We start from the raw sequence: 26,941 nt of genomic DNA on the forward strand, positions 1-26,941 counted from the left end.
CCTGAGCCAGGATCAAACTCTCCGTGAATGCTTTTCACGGGAGCGGAACAGTCGGAGGAATAATCCGACCGTTCACAGCGTCCTCGCTGTTTTTTCAAAGGAACCTCGTCCCAGTCATGACGACCGGAGACGGGGTATCAACATATCTGGCGTTGATTTTTGGCACGCTGTTGAGTTCTCAAGGAACGGTCGCTTCCTTTGTACTCACCCGAGAGACTCTCTCGCGGCTTTCCTCCGGGCGCTTCCCTTCGGTGCTTCCAACTCTATCAGTGTTTTTCCGTCTCTCTGACCACTCTCCTGCGGGCATGCAGAAGATGACCCCGAGATAGGATCTGACAAGTTGGATGCTGCTGAGCAAGGACGCTTGGTTGCGTCATCCGGCGTCGAGCAGGGTTACGACTGTACACGCGGCCTCGAAGGCGGTGCAAATCGCTGGGGCTTGTGGTCTAGACCTCTTGCCAGTAACTTCCATACGGAACCGTCACTTCCCATGACATACGCTGCTGCCAGTGCGCCGTCCGGGACAGGCAGTGACGGCCCATTTGATCTCCACCCCTGGGAGGCTTCCCATGACCACCGTGTCGTCCCCTCTTGCCGGACGTGCCATCGGACTGGCCGCTGTGCCGGACCCGGTCTTCTCCGGGGCCATGGTCGGCCCGGGCACCGCCATCGACCCTGTGCGAGAGCCTTCCGAGGCCGTCTCGCCCGTCGACGGCGTCATCGTCTCTCTGCACCCGCATGCGTTCGTCGTCGTCGACGAGCAGGGGCACGGCGTGCTCACCCACCTTGGTATCGACACGGTGCAGCTCAATGGCGAAGGATTCGAGCTGCTCGTCAACAAGGGCGACAAGGTGACGCGTGGGCAGGCCGTCGTGCGCTGGGACCCGGCCGCCGTCGAGGCCGCCGGCAAGTCCGCGGTGTGCCCCGTCGTGGCACTGGAGGCCACGGCCGAGTCCCTCTCCGACCTCCGCGACAACGGCGATGTGAAGGCCGGCGACAGTCTCTTCCTCTGGAAGTGACGTCCATGCCGTCGTAGAGACGGTGAACAGAACAACCACTGCGGCGGCGGGACCCGCCGCACTAACGGAGACGGGTGAGATGGAGACAACGCTGCGAGGCGTCGGCGTGAGCCACGGTGTGGCGATCGGCGAGGTTCGGCACATGGGAACGGCGGTGCTGGAGCCGCCCGCCAAGCAGATCCCGGCGGAAGAAGCGGAGCGCGAACAGGGGCGTGCCCGACAGGCCGTGGATGCTGTGGCCGCCGATTTGATGGCGCGCGGCAATCTGGCGGGCGGCGAGGCCCAGGCGGTGCTCGAGGCACAGGCCATGATGGCCCAGGATCCCGAGCTCATGGCGGACGTGGATCGGCGCATCGCAGTCGGGAGCACGGCCGAACGTGCCGTCTACGACGCGTTCGCCGCCTACCGCGAGCTGCTGGCCGGCGCCGGTGAGTACCTGGCCGGGCGCGTGGCCGATCTCGATGACGTGCGGAATCGTATCGTCGCCCGGCTGCTGGGCGTGCCCATGCCGGGCGTCCCGGACAGCGACGAGCCGTATGTGCTGGTCGCCCGTGACCTGGCGCCGGCCGACACCGCGCTGCTGGACCCGACGCTGGTGCTCGGCTTCGTCACCGAGGAGGGCGGTCCGACCAGTCACAGCGCGATCCTGGCGCGGGCGCTCGGTGTGCCGGCCGTGGTGGCACTGCCGGGTGCCGGTGAGCTCATCGAAGGCACGCTGATCGCGGTCGACGGCAGCACCGGCGACATCTTCGTGAACCCGAGCGAGGAGAAGAAGGCGCAGCTCGAGGCCGCGGCCGCGGAGCGCAAGGCCGCGCTGGCCGCCTCTACCGGGCCGGGCGCCACCGCCGACGGGCACATGGTTCCGCTGCTGGCCAATGTCGGCGGTCCGGCGGACGTTCCGGCCGCCGTCGAGGCGGGGGCAGAGGGTGTCGGTCTGTTCCGTACCGAGTTCCTCTTCCTCGACGACAGCAAGAACGCCCCCTCCGAGCAGAAGCAGGTCGAGGCCTATCGGCAGGTCCTCGAGGCGTTCCCCGAGGGCCGTGTCGTGGTCCGTGTCCTGGACGCGGGTGCCGACAAGCCGCTGGACTTCCTGACGCCGGCGGACGAGCCCAACCCGGCGCTGGGCGTGCGGGGCCTGCGGACGCTGCTGGACCACCCGGAAATTCTGCGCACTCAGCTGACGGCGCTGGCGAAGGCCGCGGAGGGACTGCCGGTCTATCTCGAGGTCATGGCCCCGATGGTGGCCGACCGTGCTGATGCCAAGGCGTTCGCGGATGCGTGCCGGGACGCCGGGCTCCGGGCGAAGTTCGGCGCGATGGTGGAGATCCCGTCGGCCGCGCTGCGGGCACGCTCGGTTCTCCAGGAGGTGGAGTTCCTGTCCTTGGGGACCAATGACCTCGCGCAGTACACCTTCGCCGCGGACCGTCAGGTGGGTGCGGTGTCCCGACTGCAGGATCCTTGGCAGCCCGCTCTGCTCGACCTGGTCGCGCTGTCCGCGGAGGCGGCCAAGGCCGAGGGCAAGAGCTGTGGCGTGTGCGGCGAGGCCGCGTCGGACCCACTGCTGGCCTGTGTGCTGACGGGTCTGGGTGTCACCTCCCTGTCCATGGGCGCGGCGTCGATTCCTTATGTCCGGGCGACGCTCGCGAAGTACACGCTGGCGCAGTGCGAGCGTGCCGCGGCGGCCGCGCGGGCGACGGAGAGCGCCGAGGAGGCCCGCAGCGCCGCCCAGGCGGTGCTGTCCGGCGAGTAGGCCGGGCCCGGCAGGTCGCCGGCTGTTCTCAGGGGCGTTCCATCCGCGGATGGAACGCCCCTGGTGTGTTCAGTGGCGGTGCTCCGTTGCCGTGTCCTCTTCTCCGAGGTCGGGGGCCACGCAGTAGTCGACGCCTGATTCCGGCGAGATGAGGTCGCCGGTTTCGATGTCGGTGCAGTAGGCGTCGAAGACCTCCCCCGCGGTCAGGGGTTGCAGGCCGTCTCCGCGCAGACGCCAGCCGTAGATACGGTCGGCCTTGTCCTGGGCGCTGGTGCGCATGACGAGTCCGCCGGGGCTGCGTGTGGCGAGGCCGACGGCGAGGACGGTGGTGAATTCGAGGAACTCGGCCTCGTCCAGGTGGCGGCTGCCGTCGGTGTCCTCGTCGGCGTGGAGGACGGAGACGAGTGCTTCGGGTGTTCCCGAGACGCTGCAGACGAGGTGCCGGTCGCCGGGTGGGGCGGTGTCGAGGATGCGGACGACCAGGTCGGAGGCGCGGGTGAAGGCGGCGCGGCCGATGTCCTCGCCGCAGGTGGGGCAGGGTCCGAGGCGGGCCAGCAGGGTGGTGGCGTATTGCCAGGTGGCCTGTCGGACGGCCTCGTCGACGAGGGCGGGCACGAGGTCCGTGAGTGCCTGGCCTTCGTAGGGGATCGTGGCGCCCGTTGCCGCGAGTTCGGCTGTGAAGCGGGTGCGGCTCGACGGGTGGTCCGGGTCGAGGCCGTTCGCCGCGCAGAACTCGGCGTACTCCTCGGGGTCGAAGAGGGCGACCGTGGTGTGACTGCCCTGGGAGGCGCGGGTCCTGAGGAGGGCTTCCACCTGTTGGAGGTAGATGGTGTGGTCGTCGAAGGTGAAGCTTCGGTAGCGCCGCATGGCGCGGAAGTCGTGCTCGTCGGTGAGCAGCCCGATGGTGCCGGCGATTTCGCGGCGCAGGACGCGTCGCAGTGTCTGGTGGTCGGTGTGCGCCATGTTTCCCCCAATGCGCGTCGATCAATGCTCACTCACGGTAACCGGCGGCACTGACAACGGGGTGGGCTGAAGTCGGTCGCGCACCAGACGGTGCTGGATTGCGCAGGTCACGGCGATGGTGGCGCCGAAAACGGTCCAGCCGAGGGGGCCGGTGGCGATGGCGGCGGCGACGGCGAGCGGGCCGATGCTGCGCTGGGTGGACTGAGCGAGTCCATGGACACCGAGGTAGGCGCCTTGTGCGGTGCCTGGGGCGAGGGCCACGGAGAGTTCCCAGGAGACGGTGGCGTGGAGCATCTCGGCCAGGGTGAAGAGGGTGGCTGACGCGGTGAGCAGGCAGGTGGCTCGGAGGGTGCCGCCGGTGGCGGAGAGGGCCATGGTGACGCCGCCGAGGGCGAAGGCAGCGGAGAGTGGGAGCAGCAGGTTGCGAGCGGCGGCCGTGGTGGTCCCGAGGCGCGCCAGTGGGACCTGGAGGGCCACGACCATCACGTTGTTGAGGACGAGCAGCAGGGGTGCGAGGCCGTGGGGTACGCCGTGGCTGTGCGCGATCCACAGGGGCAGTCCGACCTTGAAGACGGTGTCGTCGAGGGAGAGGACGGTCTCGGTCGTGACGTAGGCGAGGTAGGTGCGGTCGCGCCAGGGGTTGGCCGGCGTAAGCCTGTGGGGCGTGTCCCCGGCGATGGCGGCGATGCGGCTGGGCGACGGAGGTTCCGCGCAGGTCAGGGTGAGCAGGGCGACCGCCACGAAGGAGACGGCGTCGCCGGCGAGGAGCCAGCGGTAGGCGGTGGTGGTGCCGAGGGCGAGGGCGGCTGCGGCGGCGAGGCCGCCCAGGGCCCAGCCGGCGTTGGAGGCGGTGCGGTTGAGCGCCTGGTAGCGGACGCGGTCGGGTCCGGCGACGCGGGTGGCGTAGAGCTTGGTGAGGACGCTGGCGGCCCGGTCGCCGAGGCTTCCGATGGCCGCGTAGGTCAGGAGCAGGGTGTAGTGGTCGGTGGTGAGCAGGGCGAAGGAGGCGAGGGCGCGCAGGAGTTGGAGCGCGATGAGGACGCGGGTGATCGGGAAGCGGTCGGCGATGCGGCCGCCCAGGGGTGCGCCCGCGATGCCGACGGCGCCGGCGACGGCGACGAGGGTTCCGACCTGGGCGACGGAGAGGCCGGAGACGTAGGTGAAGTACAGGACGGAGACGGATGCCCACAGGCCGCTGCCGATGCGGTCGACGAAGGTGATGCCGATCATTCTGCGTCCGTCGCGGCCTCCCGGTATGCGGGGCCGCCTGTCGGCAACACGAGCCTTCACTTCCATGGTGCCCCCTTGCGCGAAGTTATGTATTGATACATAATTCTCAACGTGGCAACACAATATGAGATCAGTGGTGCGACGGCCAAGGAAATTGCCGCGTCCGTCGAACGAGGCGTGGCCGACGGCGCGTTGGGGCCTGGGGTGGCGCTGCCTCCCGTGCGCCGTCTCGCCGACGGGCTGGGAGTGAGCCCGGGTACGGTCGCCACGGCGTACAAGGAGCTGCGGCAGCGGGGCATCGTGGTCACGCGTGGGCGTGGCGGCACCGTGATCGCGTCGGCACCGGCGGTGGCGTCACGGCGCCCGCCCAAGGTCCCCGACGGCTTGCGCGACTTGGCAGGCGGACATCCCGACCCCGGGCTGCTGCCCGCTCTGGTGCCGCCTTCGCGGTTGTCCCCCGGCGCCCGCTCCCACCGCTCCGCACCCCGGCTGGAACGGCTGGAGGACGCCGTGCGCGACTGGCTCGGTGCGGAGGACGTTCCGGCCGAACACGTGACCTTCGCGCACGGAGCGCTGGACCTGATCGCCCGGGTGCTGTCGGTCGAGTTGCGTCCCGGGGACGCCGTGGCCATGGAGGATCCGGGGTATCACCATCTGCTGGACCTGGTCACGGCGATGGGGCTGCGGATCGTGCCGGTCGCGGTGGACGACGAGGGCGTGCGTCCCGAGGCCGTCCGTACGGCGCTGCGCACCGGTGTGCGCGCGGTGGTGTTCAGTCCGCGGGCGCAGAACCCGTACGGCGGCTGTTTCTCGGAAGAGCGCCGGCAGGCGCTCGTCGAGGTGCTGCGGGACGCGTCCGACGCGCTGGTGATCGAGAACGACCACGCGTCCGCCGTGGCCGATGCTCCACTGCGCACGGTGACGGGGGCGGGGCCGGCGCGCTGGGTGCACGTGCGGACGGTGAGCAAGTTCCTCGGGACCGACCTGCGCTGGGCCGCCGCCGCGTGTGATCCGGTGACCCTGGGACGGCACGACGGGCGGTTGCTGCTGACGTCGGGCTGGGTCAGTCACCTGTTGCAGGAGACCGTCCACGGGCTGATGACGGACAGCGGCACGCGCGCGTTGGTGGCACGCGCACGTGAAACGTACACGAGGCGCCGCACCGCGCTCGGCCTCGAGCTGACCGCGCGGGGCATCGCGTCACACGGCGCGAGCGGGATGAACCTCTGGGTGCCCGTGCGGGACGAGTCGGCGGTGGTGAACGGACTGCGCTCGTACGGGTGGTGGGTGGCCGCCGGAGCCAGGTTCCGGCTGACGTCCGGGCCCGGGGTCCGGATCACCGCGGCCGGTCTGGAGCCTGCCGACGCGGGTCGGCTGGCCTCGGACTTCGCCGCCGTGCTCGGCGAGTCCGAGGCCACCTACGGGGGGTGATCCCGGACGGGGTCAGGCGTGCTTGCGGGCCAGCTCTTCGTAGTGGCGCAGGAGATCGAGGTTGTCGATGGAGCCGGGGTTGACGGCCTTCTCCAGAGGGGTGCCCTGGAGAAGGCGCTTGACCGGGACCTCGATGCGCTTTCCGGTGAGGGTGTGCGGGACGCCGGGGACCTCGATGATCTCGTCCGGCACGTGCCGCGGGGAGAGCTGTTCGCGGATGGCCTGCTTGATGCGGTTGAGGAGGGTCTCGTCGAGGACGGCTCCGGGCGCCAGGTGCACGAACAGGGGCATCCAGTAGCCGCCGTCGGGCTGCTCGATGCCGATGACCAGGGATTCCTTGATCTCCGGAAGGCGTTCGACAACCTCGTAGATGTCGGCCGAGCCCATGCGGACGCCCTGCCGGTTGAGGGTGGAGTCGGAGCGGCCGTGGATGACGACGGAGCCCCGCGAGGTGAGGGTGATCCAGTCGCCGTGGCGCCAGACGCCGGGGTAGGTGTCGAAGTAGCTGTCGTGGTAGCGGCTGCCGTCGGGGTCGTTCCAGAAGTGGATCGGCATCGACGGCATGGGGTTGGTGACCACGAGTTCGCCCACCTCGTCGACGAGGGGCTTTCCGGCCGGGTCCCAGGACTGAAGATCGGTGCCGAGGCCTGGCGCCTGGAGTTCGCCGGTGTACACGGGGAGCGTCGGTACGGCACCCGCGAAGCATGAGCACACGTCCGTGCCGCCGCTGACCGACGCGATCCACAGGTCCTCGCGGACCTCGTCGTGCAGCCAGCGGAAGCCGTCGGGGGGCAAGGGCGAGCCGGTGGTGGCCACGCACTGCACCCGGGAGAGGTCGAAGTCGCGGGACGGGTGGACGCCCGCCTTGCGGCAGGCCATGACGTACGCCGCCGACGTGCCGTACAGGGTCGCGCCGGTGCGTTCGGCGACCCGCCACTGGGCGCCCGTGTCCGGGTAGCCGGGGCTGCCGTCGTACAGGACGACGGTCGTGCCGGTGAGGAGGCCGGAGACAAGGAAGTTCCACATCATCCAGCCGGTCGAGGTGTACCAGAAGAAGCGGTCCTCGGGACCCAGGTCGCAGTGCAGGCCGAGCTGCTTGAGGTGCTCGACCAGGATGCCGCCCTGGGACTGGACGATGGCCTTGGGCAGGCCTGTCGTCCCGGAGGAGTAGAGCACCCACAGGGGGTGGTCGAAGGGGACCTGCTCGAAGACGGGTTCCGCGTCGGCCGACGTCAGGGCCGACCAGTCCAGGGCTCCTTCGGGGGCCTCGGTGCCGAGCAGGGGGATGTGGACGACGGCGCGCAGAGTGGGCAGTTCGCGGCGCAGCTCGGCGACGATCTCGCGCCGGTCGTGCTCCTTGCCGCCGTAGCGGTAGCCGTCGACGGTGAACAGGACGACGGGTTCGACCTGCTGGAAGCGGTCGAGGACGCTGCGGGCGCCGAAGTCGGGTGCGCAGGAGGTCCACACCGCGCCGACGGCGGCCGTGGCGAGCAGGGCGACGACGGCCTGCGTGATGTTCGGGAGGTAGCCGCTGACGCGGTCTCCGGGGCGTACGCCGAGGGCTCGCAGTTCGGTGGTCAGGGAGCCGACCTGGCGGCGCAGCTCGGACCAGGTCACCGGGCGGGGTTCGTGGGTTTCGTCGACGTACAGGAGCGCGGGTTGGTCCGGGCGGTCCGCGGCGGCACGCAGGGCGTGTTCGGCGTAGTTCAGCGTCGCTCCGGGGAACCACTGCGCGCCGGGCATCGAGCGGTCGCCGAGCACGCGCGCGTAGGGCGTGGAGAACCGTACGTCGAACCACTCCGTGACGGCTTTCCAGAAGGTGTCCAGGTGGTCGACGGACCAGCGGTGCAGCGCGGGGTAGCCGCCCTCGGCCGGGGCGCCGTGCTGCTCGGCCGCCCAGGCCTGGAACTGGGTGATCCGGGCTCGGGCGATCCGTTCCGGATCCGGCTGCCAGAGCGGCTGGGGGTTCGCGGTCGACATGGGGCGGCTCCCGGACTGTGCGCTTCGTGGGCGTCGGTCGCGCACGGGCTGGGTGTGCGCGTACGCGGCTGACACGGACGATGCCATGTGATCGACTTCTACACCAGGGTGCGCCCCACATAGTCCGTGTCGTGAAGATGTGCTCCCAGCACGGGTGAACGGAAGTTGAACGACACACGCGCGTGGGGCGGTCAATGGCAGGCTGAGCAGCATGGACGGTCGTGACCTGGTGCGTTCGGTGCAGGTGGTGAGCTCGACGGGGGCGGCGCAGGGGCTGCGTGCCGTGCGGGCGGCGTGGCGCAGGAGGCGTACCGATGCCGTCGGACTGCCGCCACGGGGGGCCGAGCGCGCGCGGGTGCCCGGTCAGGTGCGGGGTGCGGAGCCCGGGCCCGGGGGTGGTGTGATCCGCTTCAGCCGGACCGAGCTGCGGATCACGGTGGCGGTGAACGGTGCTGTCTTCTGGGGCTGGGACGGAGCCGGGCCGGAGCCGTCGTACGCGCTCGCGGGGCGCTGCCCGGAGCCGGATCCCCGGGCCGTGCTGGAGCCGGACAAGGACGGGGGCTGGCGGGTCGTGGCGGAGCGCGTGACGGTCTCCGTCTCCCGGCACGGCGCGATCGAGGTGTGCACGCCCGGCGGCGTGATGCTGCGCCGGGATCTGCCGCCGCGGTGGTGGGAGCCGGTGCGTGGGGGCACGGCACGCTGGATGCAGCGGTCGGAGGTGGCGGCCGACGCGCGCTTCTTCGGGCTCGGGGGCCGGGCGTCCGGGCCCCGGCTGCGCGACGGGACGTACCGGCTGTGGAACACCGATCCCGGTCGTGCCTTCGCCCCCGGTGACGATCCGCTGTACATCACCATGCCGGTGCAGCTCGTGGTGTCGGACGCGGCGACGCATCTGGTCTTCCACGACACGTCCTGGGACGGGACGGTGACGCTGCGCGAGGGCGAGGAGGGGGCCGGCTCCGGTCACGATCGCGCGGGCAGGTCCGAGCTGCGGATGGACGGTGGCCCGTTGCGCTGCTGGGTGATGGTGGGTGCGCCCGCGCGCGTGCTGCACACCTGGGCCTCGCTCACCGGCGCACCCGCGTTGCCGCCGGCGTGGGCGCTGGGGCACCATCACGCCCGCTGGGGGTTCGGCAGTGAGCAGGAGGTGCGCCGGATCGTCGCGGGTTATCAGGAACGCGGTCTGCCGCTGGACGCCGTCCACCTGGACATCGATCATTACGACGCGCATCAGGTGTTCACCGTCGACCAGGAGCGTTTCCCGAAGCTGCCGGTCCTCGCGGAGGAGCTGCGCCGGGACGGGATCCGGCTGGTGTCGATCGTGGATCCGGCGGTGAAGGCGGCCGCGGGCAATGCCGTGCACGACGGTGGGGCGGCCGTGGACGCCTTTGTGCGGGATGCCTCGGGGCGGACGGTGCGGGGTGTGGTGTGGGCCGGGGAGTCGGTCTACCCGGACTTCACGCACGCGCGCGTGCGGAAGTGGTGGGGCGGGCTCTACGAGGAGCGGCTCGCGCAGGGCTTCGCCGGGTTCTGGCACGACATGAACGAACCGACGTCCTTCAACGCCTTCGGCGAGTCCACCCTGCCGCGTTCGGCCCGGCACTCCCTGGAGGGGCGCGGTGGAGATCATCAGGAGGCGCACAACGTGTACGCGCTGTGCATGGCCAGGGCGGGTTACGAGGGTCTACGCGAACTGGCACCGCAGCAGCGGCCGTTCTTCTTCTCCCGCTCCGGCTGGGCCGGGATGCAGCGCTACGGCGGTACGTGGTCCGGTGACGTCGCCACGGGCTGGCCGGGGTTGCGTGCCTCCCTGTCGCTGGTCCTGGGACTCGGCTTGTGCGGGGTGCCGTACTCGGGGCCGGATGTGGGCGGGTTCGACGGGAGTCCTTCGCCCGAGCTGTATCTGAGGTGGTTCCAGCTCGGTGCGTACCTTCCGCTGTTCCGCACGCACGCGAGTCTGCGCGCGGGGCGCAGGGAACCGTGGGAGTTCGGTGCCGAGGTGCTGGAGCACGCGCGCGGGGCGCTCCTGGAACGCCGGCGTCTGCTGCCGTACTTCATGACGCTGGCGCACCTGGCCCGGCGTACCGGCGCGCCGTATGTGCGGCCCTTGTGGTGGGGTGCGCCGGAGGACCGTGCGTTGCGTGACTGCGAGGATGCCTTCCTGCTGGGCGACTGTCTTCTGGTGGCGCCGGTGCTCGATGCCGGCGCGGACCGGCGTGCGGTGCAGCTGCCGAGGGGGCGCTGGTACGACACCGTGACGGGGCAGGCGTTCGAGGGGCCGGCGCAGGTGCGGGTCGACGCGCCCCTGTCGCGGATCCCGGTGCTCGCGCGCGCGGGGGCGATCCTTCCCGTGCGGGGTGACGAGGGCGGGCTGGAGCTCGAGGTGTGGGCGCCCGACCGGGGACGCACCGGGTCCGGGCTGGTAGTGCCGGATGCGGGCGACGGGTGGGACGAACCGGAGATCAAGCACTATGTCGCCCGCTGGGAGGGCCGGCGGCTGGTGGTCGTGCGGGAGGGGCAGGACGGCGCCGGCGAGCCGCCCTACCCGGTGCGCATACGAGGGCTCGGGTGAGGCGGGCTCAGATGTAGCGGCCTTCGAACCATGCCCGCGCGGCCACGGTGTGCAGTGGGAAGGCGAGCTCCTCCGGCCTGCGCAGCAGGTGCCAGCCCTCTGTCTCGTCCGTCGCGGCGGACTGTGGCAGTCCGTCGGCGGGGCGTTCCGGCAGGAGCCCGAAGAGCAGCAGGTGTCCGTCGGGCGAGCTCATGGCGTCGATCAGGCGCACGTCGCGTGCGGCGGCGTCGATGCCCGTCTCCTCCTTGAGTTCGCGGACGACGGCGTGCCGCCAGTCCTCGCGGTCGTCGATGTAGCCGCCCGGCAGTGCCGTGCCTCCGCGCGCGGGTGCGACGGTTCGGGTGATGACGACCAGGGCGGTGCCCTGCGTGTCGTACACGGGCTGGAGAGCGACCGCGACCGGCAGCGGATTGCGGTAGGCGACGCTCCCGCAGGACGGGCAGGTGCGGGGCCAGCCGGAGATTCCCTCTCCGTAGGGCGCTCCGCAGCTCGAACAGTGCGAGTTCGGTACGGAGTTGACGATTGGGTGCTGAATTTCGGACACGCGCGGACTGTATCCGATCACGGGAGGGGCGTCTTCCGGAAGCAGGCGGACTCCGCGTCGCAAGAAAGCGGAAGGGTGGCCGGAACCACCCCCGTCGGCCCCGGCCACCCTTCCCGATACCACGACGCCGAAAGGGGCTGTGCGGTTCTGCGTACGGCCTGCCCATTTCCGCTTGCCCGTGGCACACTCCTGACGTTCCGTCAGATCTGATGCGGGGAGGGGCTTTGTCGCGGACACGCACGCCTGCGGTCGACGGCTGGTTCACCGGTGAGGGGGACGGCTTCCGGCTCCTCGGCACGCGGTGCTCCGGCTGTGCGTCGGTCTTCTTCCCCCGCGAGGACACCCACTGCCGCAACCCCGGATGTCCTGGTGGCGACCTCGAGGAGGTCACGCTGTCGCGGCGGGGGCGGATCTGGTCGTACACCGACGGCCGGTACCGGCCGCCGTCACCCTATGTGAGCGATCCGGAACTTCCGTGGGAGCCGTACACGTTGATCGCGGTGGAGCTGGAGTACGAGCGCATCGTGGTGCTGGGACAGACCATTCCCGGGATCACCGTCTCCGATCTGACGGTGGGCATGGAGGTGGAGGTCGTCCCCGGAGTGCTGTTCGAGGACACGGAGACGACCTGGACGACGTGGCACTGGAGGCCGACGGAGGTGACGGCGTGACGGCGGACGTGGCGGTGCTCGGCGTGGGCATGCACCCCTGGGGCAAGTGGGGCCGCGGCTTCGTCGAGTACGGGGCGGCCGCGGCCCGTGCGGCCCTCGCGGACGCGGGCCTGGACTGGCGCGACATCCGCTCCGTGGTGGGTGCCGACACCGTGCGCGGGGGATATCCCGGGTATGTCGCGGGCGCTTCGTTCGCCAGGGCACTGGGCTGGCAGGGTGCCCGGGTCGCCAGCGTGTACGCGGCGTGCGCCTCCGGGGCGCAGGCGGTCGCCACGGCGCGGGCCCAGATTCTCGCGGGGCTCGCGGATCCGGTGCTCGTGGTGGGCGCGGACGCGGCCCCCAAGGGCTTCTTCCGGCCCGGAGGCGGAGACCGGCCCGACGATCCGGACTGGCTGCGGTTCCGCCTGCTCGGGGCGACCAACCCGGCGTATTTCGGGCTGTACGCGCGACGGCGGATGGCGGTGCACGGGGACACCCCGGAGGATTTCGCGCTGGTCAAGGTGAAGAACGCGGCCCTGGGGGCGCTGAACCCGTACGCGCGTTACCGCAAGCGGGTCACCGCCGAGGAGGTGGCCGCCTCCACGGTGGTCGCCGATCCGCTCCGGCTGCTCGACATCTGCGCGACCTCCGACGGCGGCGCGGCGCTGGTGCTGTCCAGCACGGACTTCGCGCGCCGGCACGGCGTGACCGCGCCGGTGCGGATCCGGGCGGTGTCCACGGTGACGCCGCGCTACCCGAACACCGTGCTGGACCTGCCGGACATCGCGACGGACTCCGCGGCCGCGGTCGAGCCCCCGGACGAGACGTTCCGGGCGTCGATCGCCCGCGCGGCGTACGAGGAGGCGGGCGTCAGCCCGGAGGATCTGTCCCTGGCCGAGGTGTACGACCTGTCCACCGCCCTGGAGTTGCAGTGGTACGAGGATCTGGGGCTGTGCGGTGAGGGGGAGGGCGCAAAGCTGCTGCGGGAGGGTGCGACGGCCTTGGGCGGCCGAATACCGGTGAACGCCAGTGGCGGGCTCGCCTCCTTCGGGGAGGCCGTGCCGGCCCAGGCGATCGCCCAGGTCTGCGAACTGGCCTGGCAGTTGCGGGACACGGCCGGCGACCGGCAGGTCGCCGGGGCGCGCGTGGGGATCACGGCCAACCAGGGGCTGTTCGGTCATGGTTCGTCGGTCATCGCGCTGCGGTGAGAGCCGATGCCATGGGGTGATCGACGACGCGTCGGGGTCGGGGTGACAGGGATGCCACAAGGTGATTCCCACGCTCTGTGATCACCCCGGAATGCTACGTGAACGTCTCATGAACTGCGCTTGAGTGTGCACGGGCGGCGACATCATGATTCCGTGCGCTCCTGGACGGATACTCTCCGCTTCGCCTTCCAGCCGGTGGTCAACCTGCGGACCGGTGGTGTCGCCGCACTGGAGATACTGGCCCGCCCAGAGACCGGCGATGTCCTGGCCGAGGCTCGCCGTGACCCCGAACTCGACCGTCGGCTGGCCGTCTTGGCCCTCAGAGCGGCGGTTCGCACGGAGACGATGCTGCCGCTGCACGTCAACGTGTTCGCGGGCACGCTCGCCGACCTGGGTGGTCTGACCCCTCTGCGCGACGCGGTGCGCCAGGCGGGCCGGATGCCGTGGGAGGTGACGCTCGATGTCGTCCCGCCCTTCACGCACGTCCCGCAGCCTGCGCTGCTGGAGGCGGTGGCCGCCCTGCGCGGGCAGGGCTTCCGGATCAGCGCCGACGGCGTCGGAGACGGCGACGTGCCGCTGCGGCTGCTCACCGACCTCGCTCCCGACCTGGTGAAGCTCGACGCCGCGCTGCTGGCGCGGCCGGCCGCGGTGCGGGCGATGCGGACCCTGTGCGAGCACCTCGGCGCCCTGCTGTCGGTCGAGGGCGTGGAGACCGAACTGCAGTGCGTGGCGGCGCTGTCGGCCGGGGCGCAGCTGGCGCAGGGCGCGCTGTTCGCGCCCCCGGCCCGGATTCCCCTGGCGGACGTATACGTTCCGCCCCGCTTCCCGGCCCACGGGACCGTGCCCCGGTCGGGCCCCTCGGTGCGGGAGTTCGTGCGGCCCGCCGCACTGCTGCCGGTCACGGCGTCCGCGGGCCAGGTGCGCGCACTGCTGACCTGCTCGCCGGACGTGTCCGGGGTGCTGCTCGTCGACCAGGCCGGGGTACCGGTCCGGTCGGTGCACCGCTCCCGCTTCCTGCTCAGGTTGTCGGGCCGCTACGGGCACGCCCTGTACGCCGACCGGCCCGCCGTAAAACTCGGCGACCCTCCACGCATGGTGGGCGTCGACGCCACGGCCTGGGAGGTCCTGGACGTGGTGGCGGTCGGCGAGCGGGACCGTACCTCGGACGACGTGGCGGTCGTGGACCACTACGGGCGGTGCGTGGGCGTCGTACGGCTCGCGGACCTCGTCCGGGCGCTGGCCGAGACCAGGGTCGAAGAGGCGGCCGGGCTCAATCCGCTGACCCGGCTGCCCGGTTCGGACGCGATCACCGGGGAGGTGGACCGGCGGATCGCGGAGGGGAGGGCGTTCTCGCTGAGCTGGCTGGACATCGACCACTTCAAACAGGTCAACGACGGAGCCGGATTCGCGGCGGGCGACGAACTGATCCGGTCGGTGGGGCGGGCGCTACAGCAGGCGGTGACCGGGCACGCGCGCGTGGGACACATCGGCGGGGACGACTTCCTGGTGCTCGCCGAGGAGGAAGGGCTGGAGCCGCTGGTCGCCGCGGTGCTCGACGCGGCCTGGTCCGCGGGTGGCCGTCCGGTCACCCTGTCCCTGGCCACAGTCGTGTGCGCGCCGGGCAGCGTGACCGACCACCGGCAGGCAGCCGCTTGTCTGGCACCGCTGAAGATGGCGGCGAAGTCGCTGAGCGGGGCGAGTTGGGTACTGGGACGCGCGGGGCTGCCGGAGCATGAGATCCGGCGCGGCTCCGGAGCGACGCCCGCCCAGGCCGGGTACGCGGCCGCGGAGCCACTGGGCTGAGGTCCCCACCCCCTTCCGATACAAGGGGCTGTCACCGTTGGTGTCAGCAACCTTGACGCTCCCGGAGCGCCGGTGAACACTTCCCGTGTCGGTCGGCATCGCCGCACGTTCTCGGCGTATTCAGGTACTGCGCCGCGCGGGTTCTCCCTGGGCCACGGCCCGTTCCTCCACATGCGATTCGGCTGTCACGGCACGCTCGTCACGGACGCCGGGCGGGGCGCGGGACCTTCCCTGCCTTCGGCCGAAGTCGCCAAGGGAAACGTCCCTGCACTCGGGGCGGCCACAGGGCCTGCCCTCCCCGGACCAGCGCCTAGGAGCCGCCATGAGCAACGGAGACATATTCGTCGGCGAGGTCATCGGCACCGCGATCCTGATCCTCTTCGGTGCCGGCGTCTGCGCCGCCGTCACCCTCAGATACTCCAAGGCACGGGCTTCGGGATGGGTGGTGATCGCGTTCGGCTGGGGATTCGGTGTGCTGGCGGGCGCGTACACCGCCGCTCCGCTCTCCGGCGGTCAGCTCAACCCGGCGGTCACCATCGGGATCGCCGTCGACACCGGCAAGTGGGGCAAGGTCTGGCTCTACCTGCTGGGCCAGATGGTGGGCGCGATGCTCGGCGCCCTCCTGGCCTACCTGGTCTACCTCGCCCAGTTCCAGGCCAACACCCGTACGGAAGGCACCACCGAGGGGACCGCCGACGAACCGGTGCCCACCCTCGGCATCTTCTCGACCATCCCGGAGATCCGTAATCCGGTCGCCAACCTGATCACGGAGATCATCGCGACGATCGCTCTCGTCCTGCCGATCCTCGCCTTCGGGCTGACCAAGGGACTCGGCGAGTCCGGCACCACCGTGCTGATCGTCTCGCTGCTCGTGGTCGGCATCGGGCTCTCTCTGGGCGGGCCGACCGGCTATGCGATCAACCCCGCACGCGACCTGGGCCCGCGCATCGTGCACACCTTCCTGCCGATCCCGAACAAGGGCACCTCCGACTGGGGTTACGCCTGGGTCCCGGTCGTCGGCCCGCTGATCGGAGGGGTGCTCGCGGGCCTCATCTACAAAGCAGCCTTCTGACCAGCGACCAAGGGGCAGCCATGACGGACAACGCCGAGAAGTACGTCGCCGCGATCGACCAGGGCACCACCTCGAGCCGCTGCATCATCTTCGACCACAGCGGTGCGATCGTCGCGATCGACCAGCGAGAACACCGGCAGATCTTCCCGAAGCCGGGCTGGGTGGAACACGACGCCACCGAGATCTGGTCCAAGGTGCAGGCGGTGGTCGCCGGGGCCATCGCCAAGGCCGGGCTGCGCGCCGACCAGCTCAGCGCCCTCGGCATCACCAACCAGCGCGAGACCACGGTCCTGTGGGACCGCGCCACCGGCAAACCCGTGCACAACGCGATCGTCTGGCAGGACACCCGCACCGCGGCCCTGTGCGGCGAACTGGGCGGCGCGGACGGACAGGACCGATTCCGTGAGCAGACCGGATTGCCGCTGGCCAGCTACTTCTCCGGCCCCAAGGCGGCCTGGCTGCTGGACACCGTGCCGGGACTCAGGGACCGCGCCGAGCGCGGCGAGATCGCCTTCGGGACCATCGACTCCTGGCTGATCTGGAACCTCACCGGAGGCACGGACGGCGGACGGCACGTCACCGACGTGACCAACGCCGGGCGCACCATGCTGATGAACCTGGAGACCCTCCAGTGGGACACGTCCATCCTGTCCGCCATGAACGTTCCCGAAGCGGTCCTCCCCGAGATCAGGTCCTCCGCGGAGGTCTACGGCACGGCCGTCGGCCAACTCGCCGGGGTGCCCGTCGCGTCGGCGCTCGGCGACCAGCAGGCAGCTGTGTTCGGACAGGCGTGCTACGACGTCGGGACGGCGAAGAACACCTACGGCACGGGCAGTTTCCTGCTGCTCAACACCGGCGACCGGCCGGTCCCCTCCAAGAACGGGCTGTTGACCACCATGGGCTACAAGATCGGGAACGAGGCGCCGGTCTACTGCCTGGAGGGGTCGATCGCGATCACGGGCGCACTGGTGCAGTGGTTCCGCGACCAACTCGGCATCATCCGAACCGCCGACGAGATCGAGACGCTGGCGGCGAGCGTGGACGACAACGGCGGCGCGTACATCGTGCCCGCGTTCTCGGGCCTGTTCGCCCCCTACTGGCGCGCCGACGCACGGGGGGTCGTCACGGGCCTGACCCGTTACGTGACGAAGGCGCATCTCGCGCGCGCGGTGCTGGAGGCGACGAGCTGGCAGACGCGGGAGGTCGTGGACGCCATGTTCCAGGACTCCGGGGTGCAGATCACGACCCTGAAGGTGGACGGCGGCATGACCAGGAACAACCTGCTGATGCAGCACCAGGCCGATGTCCTCGGGGTGCCGGTGATCCGGCCCAGGGTCTCCGAGACGACCTGCCTGGGCGCCGCGTACGCGGCCGGCCTCGCCACGGGCGTGTGGAACGACCTCGACGAGCTCAAGTCGCACTGGCAGAAGGACGCGGAGTGGACGCCGGCCATGGAGGCGTCGGTGCGGGACCGCGAGTACCGCAACTGGCGCAAGGCCGTGGAGAAGAGTTTCGGCTGGCTGGACGAGGGTGACGACTAGCCCTGCGACGGACGTCCGGAACCGACGGCCGGACGGAGAAGGGACCCACGCGCGCGTGGCGTATGCGCGGGCACCCGCACAGAACCACGGCTCGTACCCCGGTCGGCGGGGGTACGAGCCGTGTCTGTGGGCGGAACAGAGCCTCACATGCTGACAGCCTGGCGGCGGCCGGCCGCGTACGCCATCGCGTGCTGGACGACCCCGATGAGCACCTCCTTGACCGACTCCCGGTCGCGGGCGTCGCACAGCACGAGCGGTACGTCGCCGTCGAGGTCGAGGGCCTGGCGTACGTCCTCGGCCGGATAACGAGTGGATCCTTCGAAGCAGTTGACGCCGACGAGGAAGGGAATCGAGCGTCGCTCGAAGTAGTCGACCGCGGCGAAGCAGTCCTCGAGGCGGCGGGTGTCCGCCAGGACCACGGCGCCTAGCGCGCCCTCGGAGAGCTCGTCCCACATGAACCAGAACCGCTCCTGCCCGGGTGTCCCGAACAGGTACAGCACCAGGTCCTCGCGCAGCGTGATGCGGCCGAAGTCCATGGCCACCGTGGTGGTGCGCTTGCCCTCCACGCCGCTGGTGTCGTCGACCGGGCGGCCGGCCTCGGTGAGCAGTTCCTCGGTGCGCAGCGGCCTGATCTCGCTGACCGCGCCGACGAGGGTCGTCTTGCCCACGCCGAAGCCGCCGGCCACGAGGATCTTGAGCGTGACGGGCTCGACCGGGGGCTTGCCGCGCTCAGAACGCCCGAAGATCATCGATCTCTTCTCCTGCTTGATGGTGGTCGGGTGACGGCGGGCCGTAGCCTCCGCCACCAGGGGTTTCGATGACGAGTACGTCGCCGGGACCGACGTCCGCCGAGTCGCTTCCGCCGAGAGCGGTCACCGTGCCGTCGGCCCGTTCCACACGGTTGGCGCCCAGGGCACCCGGGCACCCGCCCGCCATGCCGTACGGCGGGACCCGGCGGTGCTGGGACAGCGTGGAGACCGTCATGGCCTCGCAGAACCGGATGCGGCGCACCGCTCCGTCGCCGCCGCGCCGGCGACCGGCGCCGCCGCTCCCCCGCCGGACCGCGAACTCCTCGAGCAGCACAGGCAGTCGCCACTCCAGGACTTCCGGGTCGGTCAGGCGCGAGTTGGTCATGTGTGTCTGGACGACACTCGCCCCGGAGAAGCCGTCGCCGGCGCCGGATCCGGAGGCGATGGTTTCGTAGTACTGGTGGCGGTCGTTGCCGAAGGTGACGTTGTTCATGGTCCCGGACCCCTCGGCCTGCACGCCCAGCGCCGCGTAGAGGGCGCCGGTGATGGCCTGGGAGGTCTCGACGTTGCCCGCGACGACGGCGGCCGGCGGTTCGGGGGCGAGCATCGAGCCGGGCGGCACGATGATGTCCAGGGGGCGCAGACAGCCGTCGTTGAGCGGGATGTCGTCGGCCACCAGGGTGCGGAAGACGTAGAGCACGGCCGCGTTGACCACCGAGAACGGGGCGTTGAAGTTGGTGGCGAGCTGGGCGGACGTACCGGTGAAGTCGATGGTGGCGCGGCGGTTTTCGCGGTCCACGCGGACCCGGACACGGATGACGGCGCCCGAGTCGGTCTCGTAGGCGTACTCGCCGTCGTCCAGGGCGTCAATGACGCGGCGGACGGCCTCCTCGGCGTTGTCCTGGACGTGCCGCATGTAGGCCTGGACGACGTCGAGGCCGAAGTCCTCGATCATGCGGCCGACCTCGTCGACGCCCTTCTGGTTGGCGGCGATCTGGGCGCGCAGGTCGGCGAGGTTGGTCCGTGGGTTGCGGGAGGGGTGGGGCGCCTCGGTGAGCAGGCGCAGGGTCTCCTCCTCGCGGAGCCGGCCGTTCTCGGCGAGCAGCCAGTTGTCGAAGAGGACGCCTTCCTCCTCGATGGTGTGGCTGTCGGCCGGCATGGAGCCCGGGGCGATGCCGCCGATCTCCGCGTGGTGGCCGCGTGAGGCGACGTAGAAAAGGATCTTGCGGTCACCGTCCGTGTCCACCGTGCCGTTCGTGTCGAAGACGGGGGTGATCACGGTGACGTCGGGCAGGTGGGTGCCGCCGTGGTAGGGGTCGTTCACGGCGTATGTGTCGCCGGGCCGCATCGCCTCGCCGCGGCGCCGGATGACCTCCTTGACGCTGGTGCCCATGGAGCCCAGGTGGACGGGGATGTGGGGGGCGTTGGCCACCAGGTTGCCGTCGGGGTCGAACAGGGCGCAGGAGAAGTCCAGGCGTTCCTTGATGTTGACGGACTGGGCCGTCGATTCCAGCCGGGCGCCCATTTGTTCGGCGATCGACACGAAGAGGTTGTTGAAGACCTCGAGGAGAACCGGGTCGGCTTTCGTGTCGAGATCGGAACTCTGCGTGACCGCCGCGCGTTCCATGACCAGATGCCCGTCATCGCTCGCCGTGGCCCGCCAGCCGTCGTCGACGACGGTCGTCGCTCCTGCCTCGGTGATGATCGCGGGGCCGGTGACGGTGTCGCCGGGGGGCAGTCCCTCGCGGCGGTGCAGGGGTACGTCGCGCCAGGCGCCGCCGGTGTGCAGGCGGACGGTCTCGGGGGCGGTGGCGTGGCCCTCGTAGGGGGCGAGGGCGGAGAGATCGGGGGGTTCGGTGATGCCGGTGGCTTCCACGGAGAGGGCTTCGACGACGACCGGGCGGTCGAGGGTGAAGGAGTACGTGGCGCGATGACGTTCTTCGAAGGCGTGCCGCATCGTGTCGGGCTCGGTCAGCTCGACGGTGAGGGTGGTGTCCGTGCCGTCGTAGCGGAGCTGGGCGCGGCGGGTGACCCGGATGCGGTCCGCAGGGATGTCCTCGGCGAGGAGTTCGGCGCGGGCCGCGGCCTCCAGCTCGGCGGCCGTCTTGCGCACACCGGGCATGGAGGCGGCCTCCAGGGGTGCCTCGACGGACTGCTCGCGCATCGCGGTGGTGTCGGCCAGGCCGATGCCCAGCGCCGAGAGGACGCCCGCCATGGGCGGCACGAGCACGGTGCGGATGCCGAGCGAGTCGGCGACCATGCACGCGTGCTGGCCGCCGGCTCCGCCGAAGGTAGTGAGGGCGTAGCGGGTGACGTCGTGGCCCTTCTGCACGGAGATCCGTTTCACGGCGTTGGCGATGTTGGCGACGGCGATCTGCAGGTAGCCCTCGGCCACCTGCTCCGGGGGGCGGTCGTCGCCGGTCCGCTCGCGGATCTCGTGCGCGAGGGCGGTGAAGCGGTCACGGACGAGTTCCGCGTCGAGGGGCTGGTCCCCGTCGGGGCCGAAGACCTGGGGGAAGTACGCGGGCTGGATGCGGCCGAGCATGACGTTGGCGTCGGTGACGGCGAGCGGGCCGCCGCCGCGGTAGCAGGCGGGTCCCGGATCCGCGCCCGCCGAGTCCGGTCCCACGCGGTAGCGGGAGCCGTCGAAGTGCAGGACCGAGCCGCCGCCGGCGGCGACGGTGTGGATGTCCAGCATGGGGGCGCGCAGCCGGACGCCCGCGAGCTGTGTGGTGAAGACGCGTTCGTACGCGCCGGCGAAGTGGGAGACGTCGGTGGAGGTGCCGCCCATGTCGAATCCGATGACGCGGTCGAAACCGGCCAGCTGGGACATGCGGGCCATGCCGACGATGCCGCCGGCCGGTCCGGACAGGATGGCGTCCTTGCCGCGGAACTGCCCGGCCTCTGCGAGTCCGCCGTTGGACTGCATGAACATCAGCGGCACGCCCTCGAGTTCTCCGGCGACGTGCTGGACGTAGCGGCGCAGCACGGGCGAGAGGTAGGCGTCGACGACGGCGGTGTCCCCGCGCGGGACGAGTTTCATCAGCGGGCTGACTTCGCTGGACAGCGAGATCTGCGGGAAGCCGGTGGCGGCGGCCAGATCGCCGACGGCTCGTTCGTGGGCGGGGTGGAGGTGGCTGTGCATGAAGACGACGGCGACGGCGCGGATCCCGTCGTCGTACGCCTCCTGGAGCGGGCCCGCGAGCGCGTCCGGGTCGGGTGCGCTCAGGACGGTGCCGTCGGCCGTGATGCGCTCGTCGACCTCGACGACCCGTTCGTACAGCAGCTCCGGCAGTTCGATGCGGCGGGCGAAGATGTGGGGGCGGTTCTGGTAGGCGATGCGCAGGGCGTCACGGAAGCCCCGGGTGACGAGCAGGAGGGTGCGCGCGCCCTTGCGTTCCAGGAGTGCGTTGGTGGCGACGGTCGTGCCCATACGGACCGCCTCGACGGGCTCCTGGGAGCCGTCGAGGAGTGCGCGCACTCCGGCTACGGCCGCGTCGGCGTACCGGGCGGGATTGTCGGAGAGCAGTTTGTGCGTGAGCAGCCGGCCGTCCGGGCGCCTCGCGACAATGTCGGTGAAGGTGCCGCCTCGGTCGACCCAGAACTGCCAGCCAGTCACGTCACTACCCCGCTTCCGCGCCGCTCACAGCGCCCGGAGGCCGTTGATCACGTCGCGCAGAATACTCTCGTCCGGCAGCTCCGCCGGGGGTACCGGACGGTTGACGTGGACGAATTCCTCGTGCACGAGGTCGCCGATGAGGACGCGCACCACCCCGACGGGCAGGTCGAGCTCGGCGGCGAGCTCGGCGACGGACTGCGGGACCTCGCGACAGAGCTCGACGATGTCCACGTGCTCCGGGGACAGCGTCTGGTCCGCTTCCGGGTCGTCCGCGTGTGGTTCCGTGACGACGACCGCGATCAGGTCGAGGCGGTGCTGGGCCGCACTCGTGGTGCGGCCGCGCGTCATGGCGTAGGGGCGGACGACCGGTCCGGCTTCGTCGTCGAACCAGTGGCTTCTTCCCTGACCGTCTCCGCTCATGTCATCCCACTACCCGCCGGCGGGCAGATCGGTGCGCGGGGCGGTGCCCAGATGTACACCGACCCGCTTGACGAGGAGCGTCATCTCGTACGCGACCTGCCCGACGTCGGAGTCGGCGTCCGAGAGGACGGCGAGGCAGCTGCCGTCGCCCGCGGCCGTCACGAACAGGAAGGCGTCGTCGAGCTCTACGACCGTCTGCCGGACGTTGCCCGCCTCGAAGTGGCGGCCGACGCCCTTGGCGAGGCTGTGGAAGCCGGAGGCGACGGCGGCCAGGTGCTCGCTGTCCTCCCTGGTGAGGTCCTTGGACACGCCCGTGGCAAGGCCGTCGCCGGAGAGCACGACGGCCTTGCGGATGCTGGCAACCCGGTCGACGAGTTCGTCGAGGAGCCAGTTCAGCTCTCCGTTGTTCGTCGCGCTGTGGCCGGTGGCCTTCGGTGCGGTCATCGACCGTCCCCCTTAGTCGTTCCTTGTGCTGTGCCGTTCCGGGCCCCGTCGCCCGTGGCGTTCTCCTCTCGGCCGCGCTGCCAGCCGCGCTGGAGCGAGGCCATACGGCTGCGTACCTCGTCGGCGTCGCGCTCGACGGGCTCCGCCTGGCGCTGGGCCCGCCGTTCGGGGTCCTGCCTCAGTTGTGGGGCGAGACTGGCCTGCCGGACGCGCCTCGGCAGCTGTCCGGTGCCGGCCCCGGCGTCCTGGGGTGTGCCTTCGGCGGGCGGGCCGGACTCGCCGGGGCCGCCGCCGGAACTGATCGCGGGGCGGCGGATCCGCCGGGGCAGCGCCGGGGCTTCCGTGGGCTCGCCCGGGTCGGCGGCCGGGGACTGGGCTCGTGCGTCGACGCGGTCGGCCAGTCCGGTGGCGCGGCGCGTTGCCGTCTCGCCGCGCCGGCGGGTCGGTAGCGGGGCCGGGCCCGCGTCCGGTTCCGGCCGGAGGCGGCCGGAGTCCGAGCGCGACCTGTCGTCCGCCTCGTCGTGCGGGAACCGCTGTTCGGTGACGGGCCGCCCGTGCGAGGTGACCAGCTTGGGCGTGCGACGCCGGGGCAGCGGCACGGGACCGTTCGGACGGTCGTCGGCGTTCGGCGGATTCCCGGCGCCGGAGGGCTGCTGATGGAGCTCACCCAGCCGGGGCGGGGCCTCGTCGTCCGCGTCGGCGAGAGAGCGGCGGGGGCGGAACAGGCCGCCCCGTTCGTTTTCCTCGTCGGTGAGGGCTCCCGGGAAGCCGTCGAGGGCGTCCAGATCGACGGGTGCCTCGAGCTCGACCGGTCCGTCCAGGAGACCCGCAGGCAGGCCGGGCAGCTGCGCGGGCACCTGGCTGAGGGCCGACGTGCGGCTCTCCTCGCCGGTGACCGCCTTCGTGGGCCGCTCCCGGTCGAGGCGGAAGCCGATGCCGTTGGTGTCCGGGATGTCGTCCGTGAGCAGGACGTCGGGGATGAAGACGACGGCGGTGGTGCCGCCGTAGGGCGACGGCTGCAACGAGACCCGGACGTTCTGGCGCTGAGCGAGCCGGCTGACCACGAACAGGCCGAGCCGGTCGGTGTCGGAGAGCTCGAACTCGGGTGTCTCGGCGAGCCGCAGGTTGGCTTCCAGCAGTGCTTCGGCCGCCATGCCGAGGCCCCGGTCGTGAATCTCCAGCGTGAAGCCGTTGGCGACCCGCTCGCCGAGGACCTGCACGGCGGTGTGCGGCGGAGAGAAGACCGTTGCGTTCTCCAGCAGCTCGGCCACCAGGTGGGTGAGGTCGGCGACGGCCGGGCCGGTGACCGCGACGCGTGGCAGTCGGCGGACCTCGATGCGTTCGTAGTCCTCGACCTCGGCCACGGCGGCCCGGACGACGTCCATGAGCTGCACGGGCTTGCGCCACTGCCGCGAGGGAGCGGCGCCGGAGAGGATCACCAGGCCCTCGGCGTGCCGGCGCATGCGGGTGGTGAGGTGGTCGAGACGGAAGAGATCGGCGAGTTCGTCGGTGTCCTCGGTCCTGCGCTCCATGGTGTCGAGGAGCGTGAGCTGCTTGTGCAGCAGCACCTGGCTGCGGCGGGCGAGGTTCACGAAGACCTCGGCGACGCCTGCGCGCAGTTCGGCCTGCTTGACGGCGGCTTCCACGGCGGCGCGCTGCAGGGTGTTGAGCGCCTGGCCGACCTCGCCGATCTCGTTCTTGTCGTAGTCCAGGCGCGGGGCCTCGGTCTCCACGTCGACGTGCTCGCCCGCGGACAGCCGGCGCATCACACTGGGCAGCCGGACGCCGGACGCCTCGTGCGCCTCGAGGCGCAGTTGCCGCAGATCGCGGATGAGGCTGCGGCCGACGCGTACGGACAGGACCACGGAGAGCAGCAGGGCGACGAGTCCGAGGACGCCGGCGACGCCCGCCTGGACGATCACTCCCACGGCCACCGGGCGGACACGGTCCTGATAGCGGTCGCCGACCTGGTCGTCCAGGGTGCGGAGTTCGTCGAGCACGTCGCCCGCGGCGGTGTCCCAGGTCTTGGCGGTGACGCCGTGGGGTGTGCCGGAGCGGATGGCGATGACGTCCTGTTCCGCGGTGCGCAGCGAAGCCGTGGTGGCGTTCTTCCAGAAGCGGTCGTAGCGTTCGCGTTCCGACGACGGCAGCAGCGGCAGGCTGATGTCGTACAGGAGGCTTCGCTGGGCGACGAGGTCGGAGACGTCCCGGGTCTCGTCGGCGGAGAGCTTTCCGACCACCAGGGCGGAGCCGATCAGGGCGTCCTCGCGGGAGAGCAGTTCGCGGGCGCGGGTGATGTTGACGAGCGCGCGGGCCTGCTTGTCCATCTCGACGTCGTCGACGCCGTCGAGGGCGGCCAGCAGGGCGTAGCAGGGGTCGACGAGGTGGTTGTAGCGGTCGAGGGCCTGGGCGCGGTCGACCATGCCCTCCTCGACGCTGCGGCGCAGGGAGTCGATGCCGCCCAGGCCGTCCAGGGCCGCGGTGAGACGCTCGCTGTCGTCCGCGTCCATTCCGTCGACGGTGTCGGAGTCCTTGGCGTTCTTACGGAGCTTGCGGACGGTCTCGTCGGTTGCGGCCCGGGTACGGCGCAGGGCGGTGAGCGCGTCGGAGGCACGGGGGTCGGCGAGGTAGACGAGGGTCTGGCGGCGTTCCTGCTGGAGGACGCTGACGGTGTCCTCGGTGGGGTAGCCGATGTGCTCCACGACGTCCGTGACGTGGAACAGCTGTGCCACTTCGCGACCCGTGAGCACGGTCGCGAAGCCCCAGATCGCGGTCAGGGACAACAGCGGCACGAGAAGCAGCGCCACGATCTTCCGGCGGATGGACTTCCCGCGAAAGCGCATGGCCTCCCCCAGCTCGACCCCCGCCGGTCGGGGGTACACATGTGCGTCAACAAACGGCGCGAGCCTACTACCGTCACACCGTTAACTCGAAGACGCGTCCGGAAGGTGAACTTCCGCACCCACGTCCAGACATGGCGAGTTGTCCGGGCATTGCGGGAGATTGCCACCGTGATTGACGTGATGAAAGGAAGAAGGGCGGGATCAGTCCGGCGGACCGGTTGGCCGGAATTTTTCGGCGGTTGGGAATCTTCGTGACGCTTCGTTCGTCCTTCATACGGGAGATGAGTGCGGAATCGACCACAGGAGTCGCATCCCGCATCTGGGCGGCGTAAAACAGCGCAAGCCGGGCAGTCGCTGGGGAGTTGGTGTCTTCGCACACCGGAGCGAGAGCGGTGTGCCGGCGGTGGGGAGTGACACGGTGATGGGCACGGCGGAGCGGAGCAAGGCGCCCGAGGACGGCGGGGCGGTACGCTCGGAGGAGTTGAGCAGCCCTCAGGCGCCGGACAGCGGCATTCGGCCGCGCGGGCGTGACGGGAAGTCGGCCGCAGGTGACGCGGAGTCGGCGTGGGCGCAGGAGCAGCCCTGCTACCAGCCGTTGTGGGTCGAGGAACCGGCGCGGCGGCGACGGCTGCCCGACCCGGTGCGGACGGCGGCTGTCAGGGCGGTGCTTCTTATCGCCGTGACGCTCATTCAGGCCATGGTGGCCTTCCTGTGCACGATGGCCGGGTCCTGGCTGGCGTTCCCCATGGTGATCAGCAGCGTGGCGAGCACGGTCGTGGCCACCTGGGGCGCGGTCGACGTATGGGTGACCCACCAGGTGTGGAACCAGCGCAACGGCGTGGTGTCGGAGCCGAGCAGCACGGCCCGCTCGCTGCGGCGTGAGCGGCGCCTCGCCCGGCGGGAGGAGCGGGCTGCCGAGCGGACCCAGGAGCGGATACGGCGGCGGAGTGGAGCAGGGCAGTTGTCGCACTCCTGAAGGACCCGAGCAGGCGCGGATCTGCAGGATGGTGCTCTCCGCCAAGTACAGGTCCTGAAGCGCACCGACGCGGAGGACGCGGTAGCGGGCGGTTGGGGTCCGTGACACGATCCTGCCGGATGTGACG

19 protein-coding genes are annotated in these 26,941 nt (G+C 70.8%); 10 read left to right on the plus strand and 9 right to left on the minus strand.

Annotated elements, in window-relative coordinates; all coding sequences use genetic code 11:
* The first annotated feature begins 569 nt into the window (after positions 1-569).
* Both ACWGJM_RS02650 and ptsP read left to right on the plus strand, forming a co-directional pair.
* The gene (locus ACWGJM_RS02650) at positions 570-1,019 is read left to right on the plus strand and encodes a PTS sugar transporter subunit IIA (protein ID WP_453409846.1); all 450 of its coding nucleotides are present in this window, start codon (positions 570-572) and stop codon (positions 1,017-1,019) included.
* Between the two features lie 79 nt (positions 1,020-1,098).
* Positions 1,099-2,769 carry a phosphoenolpyruvate--protein phosphotransferase gene (gene ptsP / locus ACWGJM_RS02655; RefSeq protein WP_453409847.1) on the plus strand — a complete coding sequence of 557 codons (1,671 nt, stop codon included), beginning with the start codon at positions 1,099-1,101 and terminating at the stop codon, positions 2,767-2,769.
* A gap of 69 nt (positions 2,770-2,838) precedes the next feature.
* On the opposite strand, the gene ACWGJM_RS02660 is transcribed toward ptsP, so the two are convergent.
* Both ACWGJM_RS02660 and ACWGJM_RS02665 read right to left on the minus strand, forming a co-directional pair.
* Positions 2,839-3,732, minus strand: coding sequence for a hypothetical protein (locus ACWGJM_RS02660; RefSeq protein WP_453409848.1), 894 nt, complete (start codon positions 3,730-3,732; stop codon positions 2,839-2,841).
* Positions 3,733-3,753: 21 nt separating this feature from the next.
* On the minus strand, positions 3,754-4,962 hold the full coding sequence (locus ACWGJM_RS02665; RefSeq protein WP_453409849.1) for an MFS transporter: 1,209 nt from the start codon (positions 4,960-4,962) through the stop codon (positions 3,754-3,756).
* 111 nt (positions 4,963-5,073) lie between these two features.
* Here ACWGJM_RS02665 and ACWGJM_RS02670 point away from each other — a divergent pair, with 111 nt between their 5' ends.
* The gene (locus ACWGJM_RS02670; RefSeq protein WP_453409850.1) at positions 5,074-6,393 is read left to right on the plus strand and encodes an aminotransferase class I/II-fold pyridoxal phosphate-dependent enzyme; all 1,320 of its coding nucleotides are present in this window, start codon (positions 5,074-5,076) and stop codon (positions 6,391-6,393) included.
* Positions 6,394-6,405: 12 nt separating this feature from the next.
* Here the strand turns inward: ACWGJM_RS02670 and ACWGJM_RS02675 are convergent, their stop codons facing one another.
* A complete protein-coding gene (locus ACWGJM_RS02675) occupies positions 6,406-8,373 on the minus strand; it encodes an acetoacetate--CoA ligase (protein WP_453409851.1) in 1,968 nt (655 codons plus the stop codon).
* A gap of 211 nt (positions 8,374-8,584) precedes the next feature.
* On the opposite strand from ACWGJM_RS02675, the gene ACWGJM_RS02680 reads away from it, so the two are divergent.
* A complete protein-coding gene (locus ACWGJM_RS02680; protein WP_453409852.1) occupies positions 8,585-10,945 on the plus strand; it encodes a glycoside hydrolase family 31 protein in 2,361 nt (786 codons plus the stop codon).
* Between the two features lie 7 nt (positions 10,946-10,952).
* Here the strand turns inward: ACWGJM_RS02680 and ACWGJM_RS02685 are convergent, their stop codons facing one another.
* Complete coding sequence (locus tag ACWGJM_RS02685; RefSeq protein WP_453409853.1) at positions 10,953-11,489, minus strand: NUDIX domain-containing protein; 537 nt, start codon at positions 11,487-11,489, stop codon at positions 10,953-10,955.
* A 209-nt stretch (positions 11,490-11,698) separates the two neighbouring features.
* Between ACWGJM_RS02685 and ACWGJM_RS02690 the strand changes: the two genes are divergently transcribed.
* The 5 genes from ACWGJM_RS02690 to glpK all read left to right on the plus strand — a co-directional run bounded on the left by ACWGJM_RS02690 (position 11,699) and on the right by glpK (position 17,763).
* On the plus strand, positions 11,699-12,160 hold the full coding sequence (locus tag ACWGJM_RS02690) for a Zn-ribbon domain-containing OB-fold protein (protein ID WP_453409854.1): 462 nt from the start codon (positions 11,699-11,701) through the stop codon (positions 12,158-12,160).
* A complete protein-coding gene (locus ACWGJM_RS02695) occupies positions 12,157-13,347 on the plus strand; it encodes a lipid-transfer protein (RefSeq protein ID WP_453409855.1) in 1,191 nt (396 codons plus the stop codon). The genes ACWGJM_RS02690 and ACWGJM_RS02695 overlap by 4 nt, the downstream gene beginning before the upstream one ends.
* A 153-nt stretch (positions 13,348-13,500) precedes the next feature.
* Positions 13,501-15,150: an EAL domain-containing protein gene (locus ACWGJM_RS02700; RefSeq protein ID WP_453409856.1), complete on the plus strand. Its 1,650-nt coding sequence runs from the start codon at positions 13,501-13,503 to the stop codon at positions 15,148-15,150.
* 322 nt (positions 15,151-15,472) lie between these two features.
* Positions 15,473-16,222: an MIP/aquaporin family protein gene (locus ACWGJM_RS02705; protein WP_453409857.1), complete on the plus strand. Its 750-nt coding sequence runs from the start codon at positions 15,473-15,475 to the stop codon at positions 16,220-16,222.
* Between the two features lie 20 nt (positions 16,223-16,242).
* A complete protein-coding gene (gene glpK, locus ACWGJM_RS02710; protein WP_453409858.1) occupies positions 16,243-17,763 on the plus strand; it encodes a glycerol kinase GlpK in 1,521 nt (506 codons plus the stop codon).
* Positions 17,764-17,906: 143 nt separating this feature from the next.
* On the opposite strand, the gene ACWGJM_RS02715 is transcribed toward glpK, so the two are convergent.
* Genes ACWGJM_RS02715 through ACWGJM_RS02735 form a run of 5 tightly spaced genes read right to left on the minus strand, consistent with a single transcriptional unit; the run spans position 17,907 to position 25,838 of the window.
* Positions 17,907-18,512 carry a GTP-binding protein gene (locus ACWGJM_RS02715; protein ID WP_453409859.1) on the minus strand — a complete coding sequence of 202 codons (606 nt, stop codon included), beginning with the start codon at positions 18,510-18,512 and terminating at the stop codon, positions 17,907-17,909.
* Positions 18,493-22,131, minus strand: coding sequence for a hydantoinase B/oxoprolinase family protein (locus ACWGJM_RS02720; RefSeq protein ID WP_453409860.1), 3,639 nt, complete (start codon positions 22,129-22,131; stop codon positions 18,493-18,495). The genes ACWGJM_RS02715 and ACWGJM_RS02720 overlap by 20 nt, the downstream gene beginning before the upstream one ends.
* Before the next feature lie 24 nt (positions 22,132-22,155).
* Complete coding sequence (locus tag ACWGJM_RS02725) at positions 22,156-22,551, minus strand: DUF742 domain-containing protein (protein WP_453409861.1); 396 nt, start codon at positions 22,549-22,551, stop codon at positions 22,156-22,158.
* 9 nt (positions 22,552-22,560) lie between these two features.
* Entirely contained in the window at positions 22,561-22,995 is a 435-nt protein-coding gene (locus tag ACWGJM_RS02730) for a roadblock/LC7 domain-containing protein (RefSeq protein ID WP_361805049.1), read from the minus strand.
* On the minus strand, positions 22,992-25,838 hold the full coding sequence (locus tag ACWGJM_RS02735) for a nitrate- and nitrite sensing domain-containing protein (protein WP_453409862.1): 2,847 nt from the start codon (positions 25,836-25,838) through the stop codon (positions 22,992-22,994). The genes ACWGJM_RS02730 and ACWGJM_RS02735 overlap by 4 nt, the downstream gene beginning before the upstream one ends.
* 421 nt (positions 25,839-26,259) lie before the next feature.
* Here ACWGJM_RS02735 and ACWGJM_RS02740 point away from each other — a divergent pair, with 421 nt between their 5' ends.
* The gene (locus ACWGJM_RS02740) at positions 26,260-26,814 is read left to right on the plus strand and encodes a hypothetical protein (RefSeq protein WP_453410248.1); all 555 of its coding nucleotides are present in this window, start codon (positions 26,260-26,262) and stop codon (positions 26,812-26,814) included.
* Positions 26,815-26,941: the final 127 nt, after the last annotated feature.

The organism is Streptomyces sp. NPDC054834 (genome assembly GCF_053611185.1).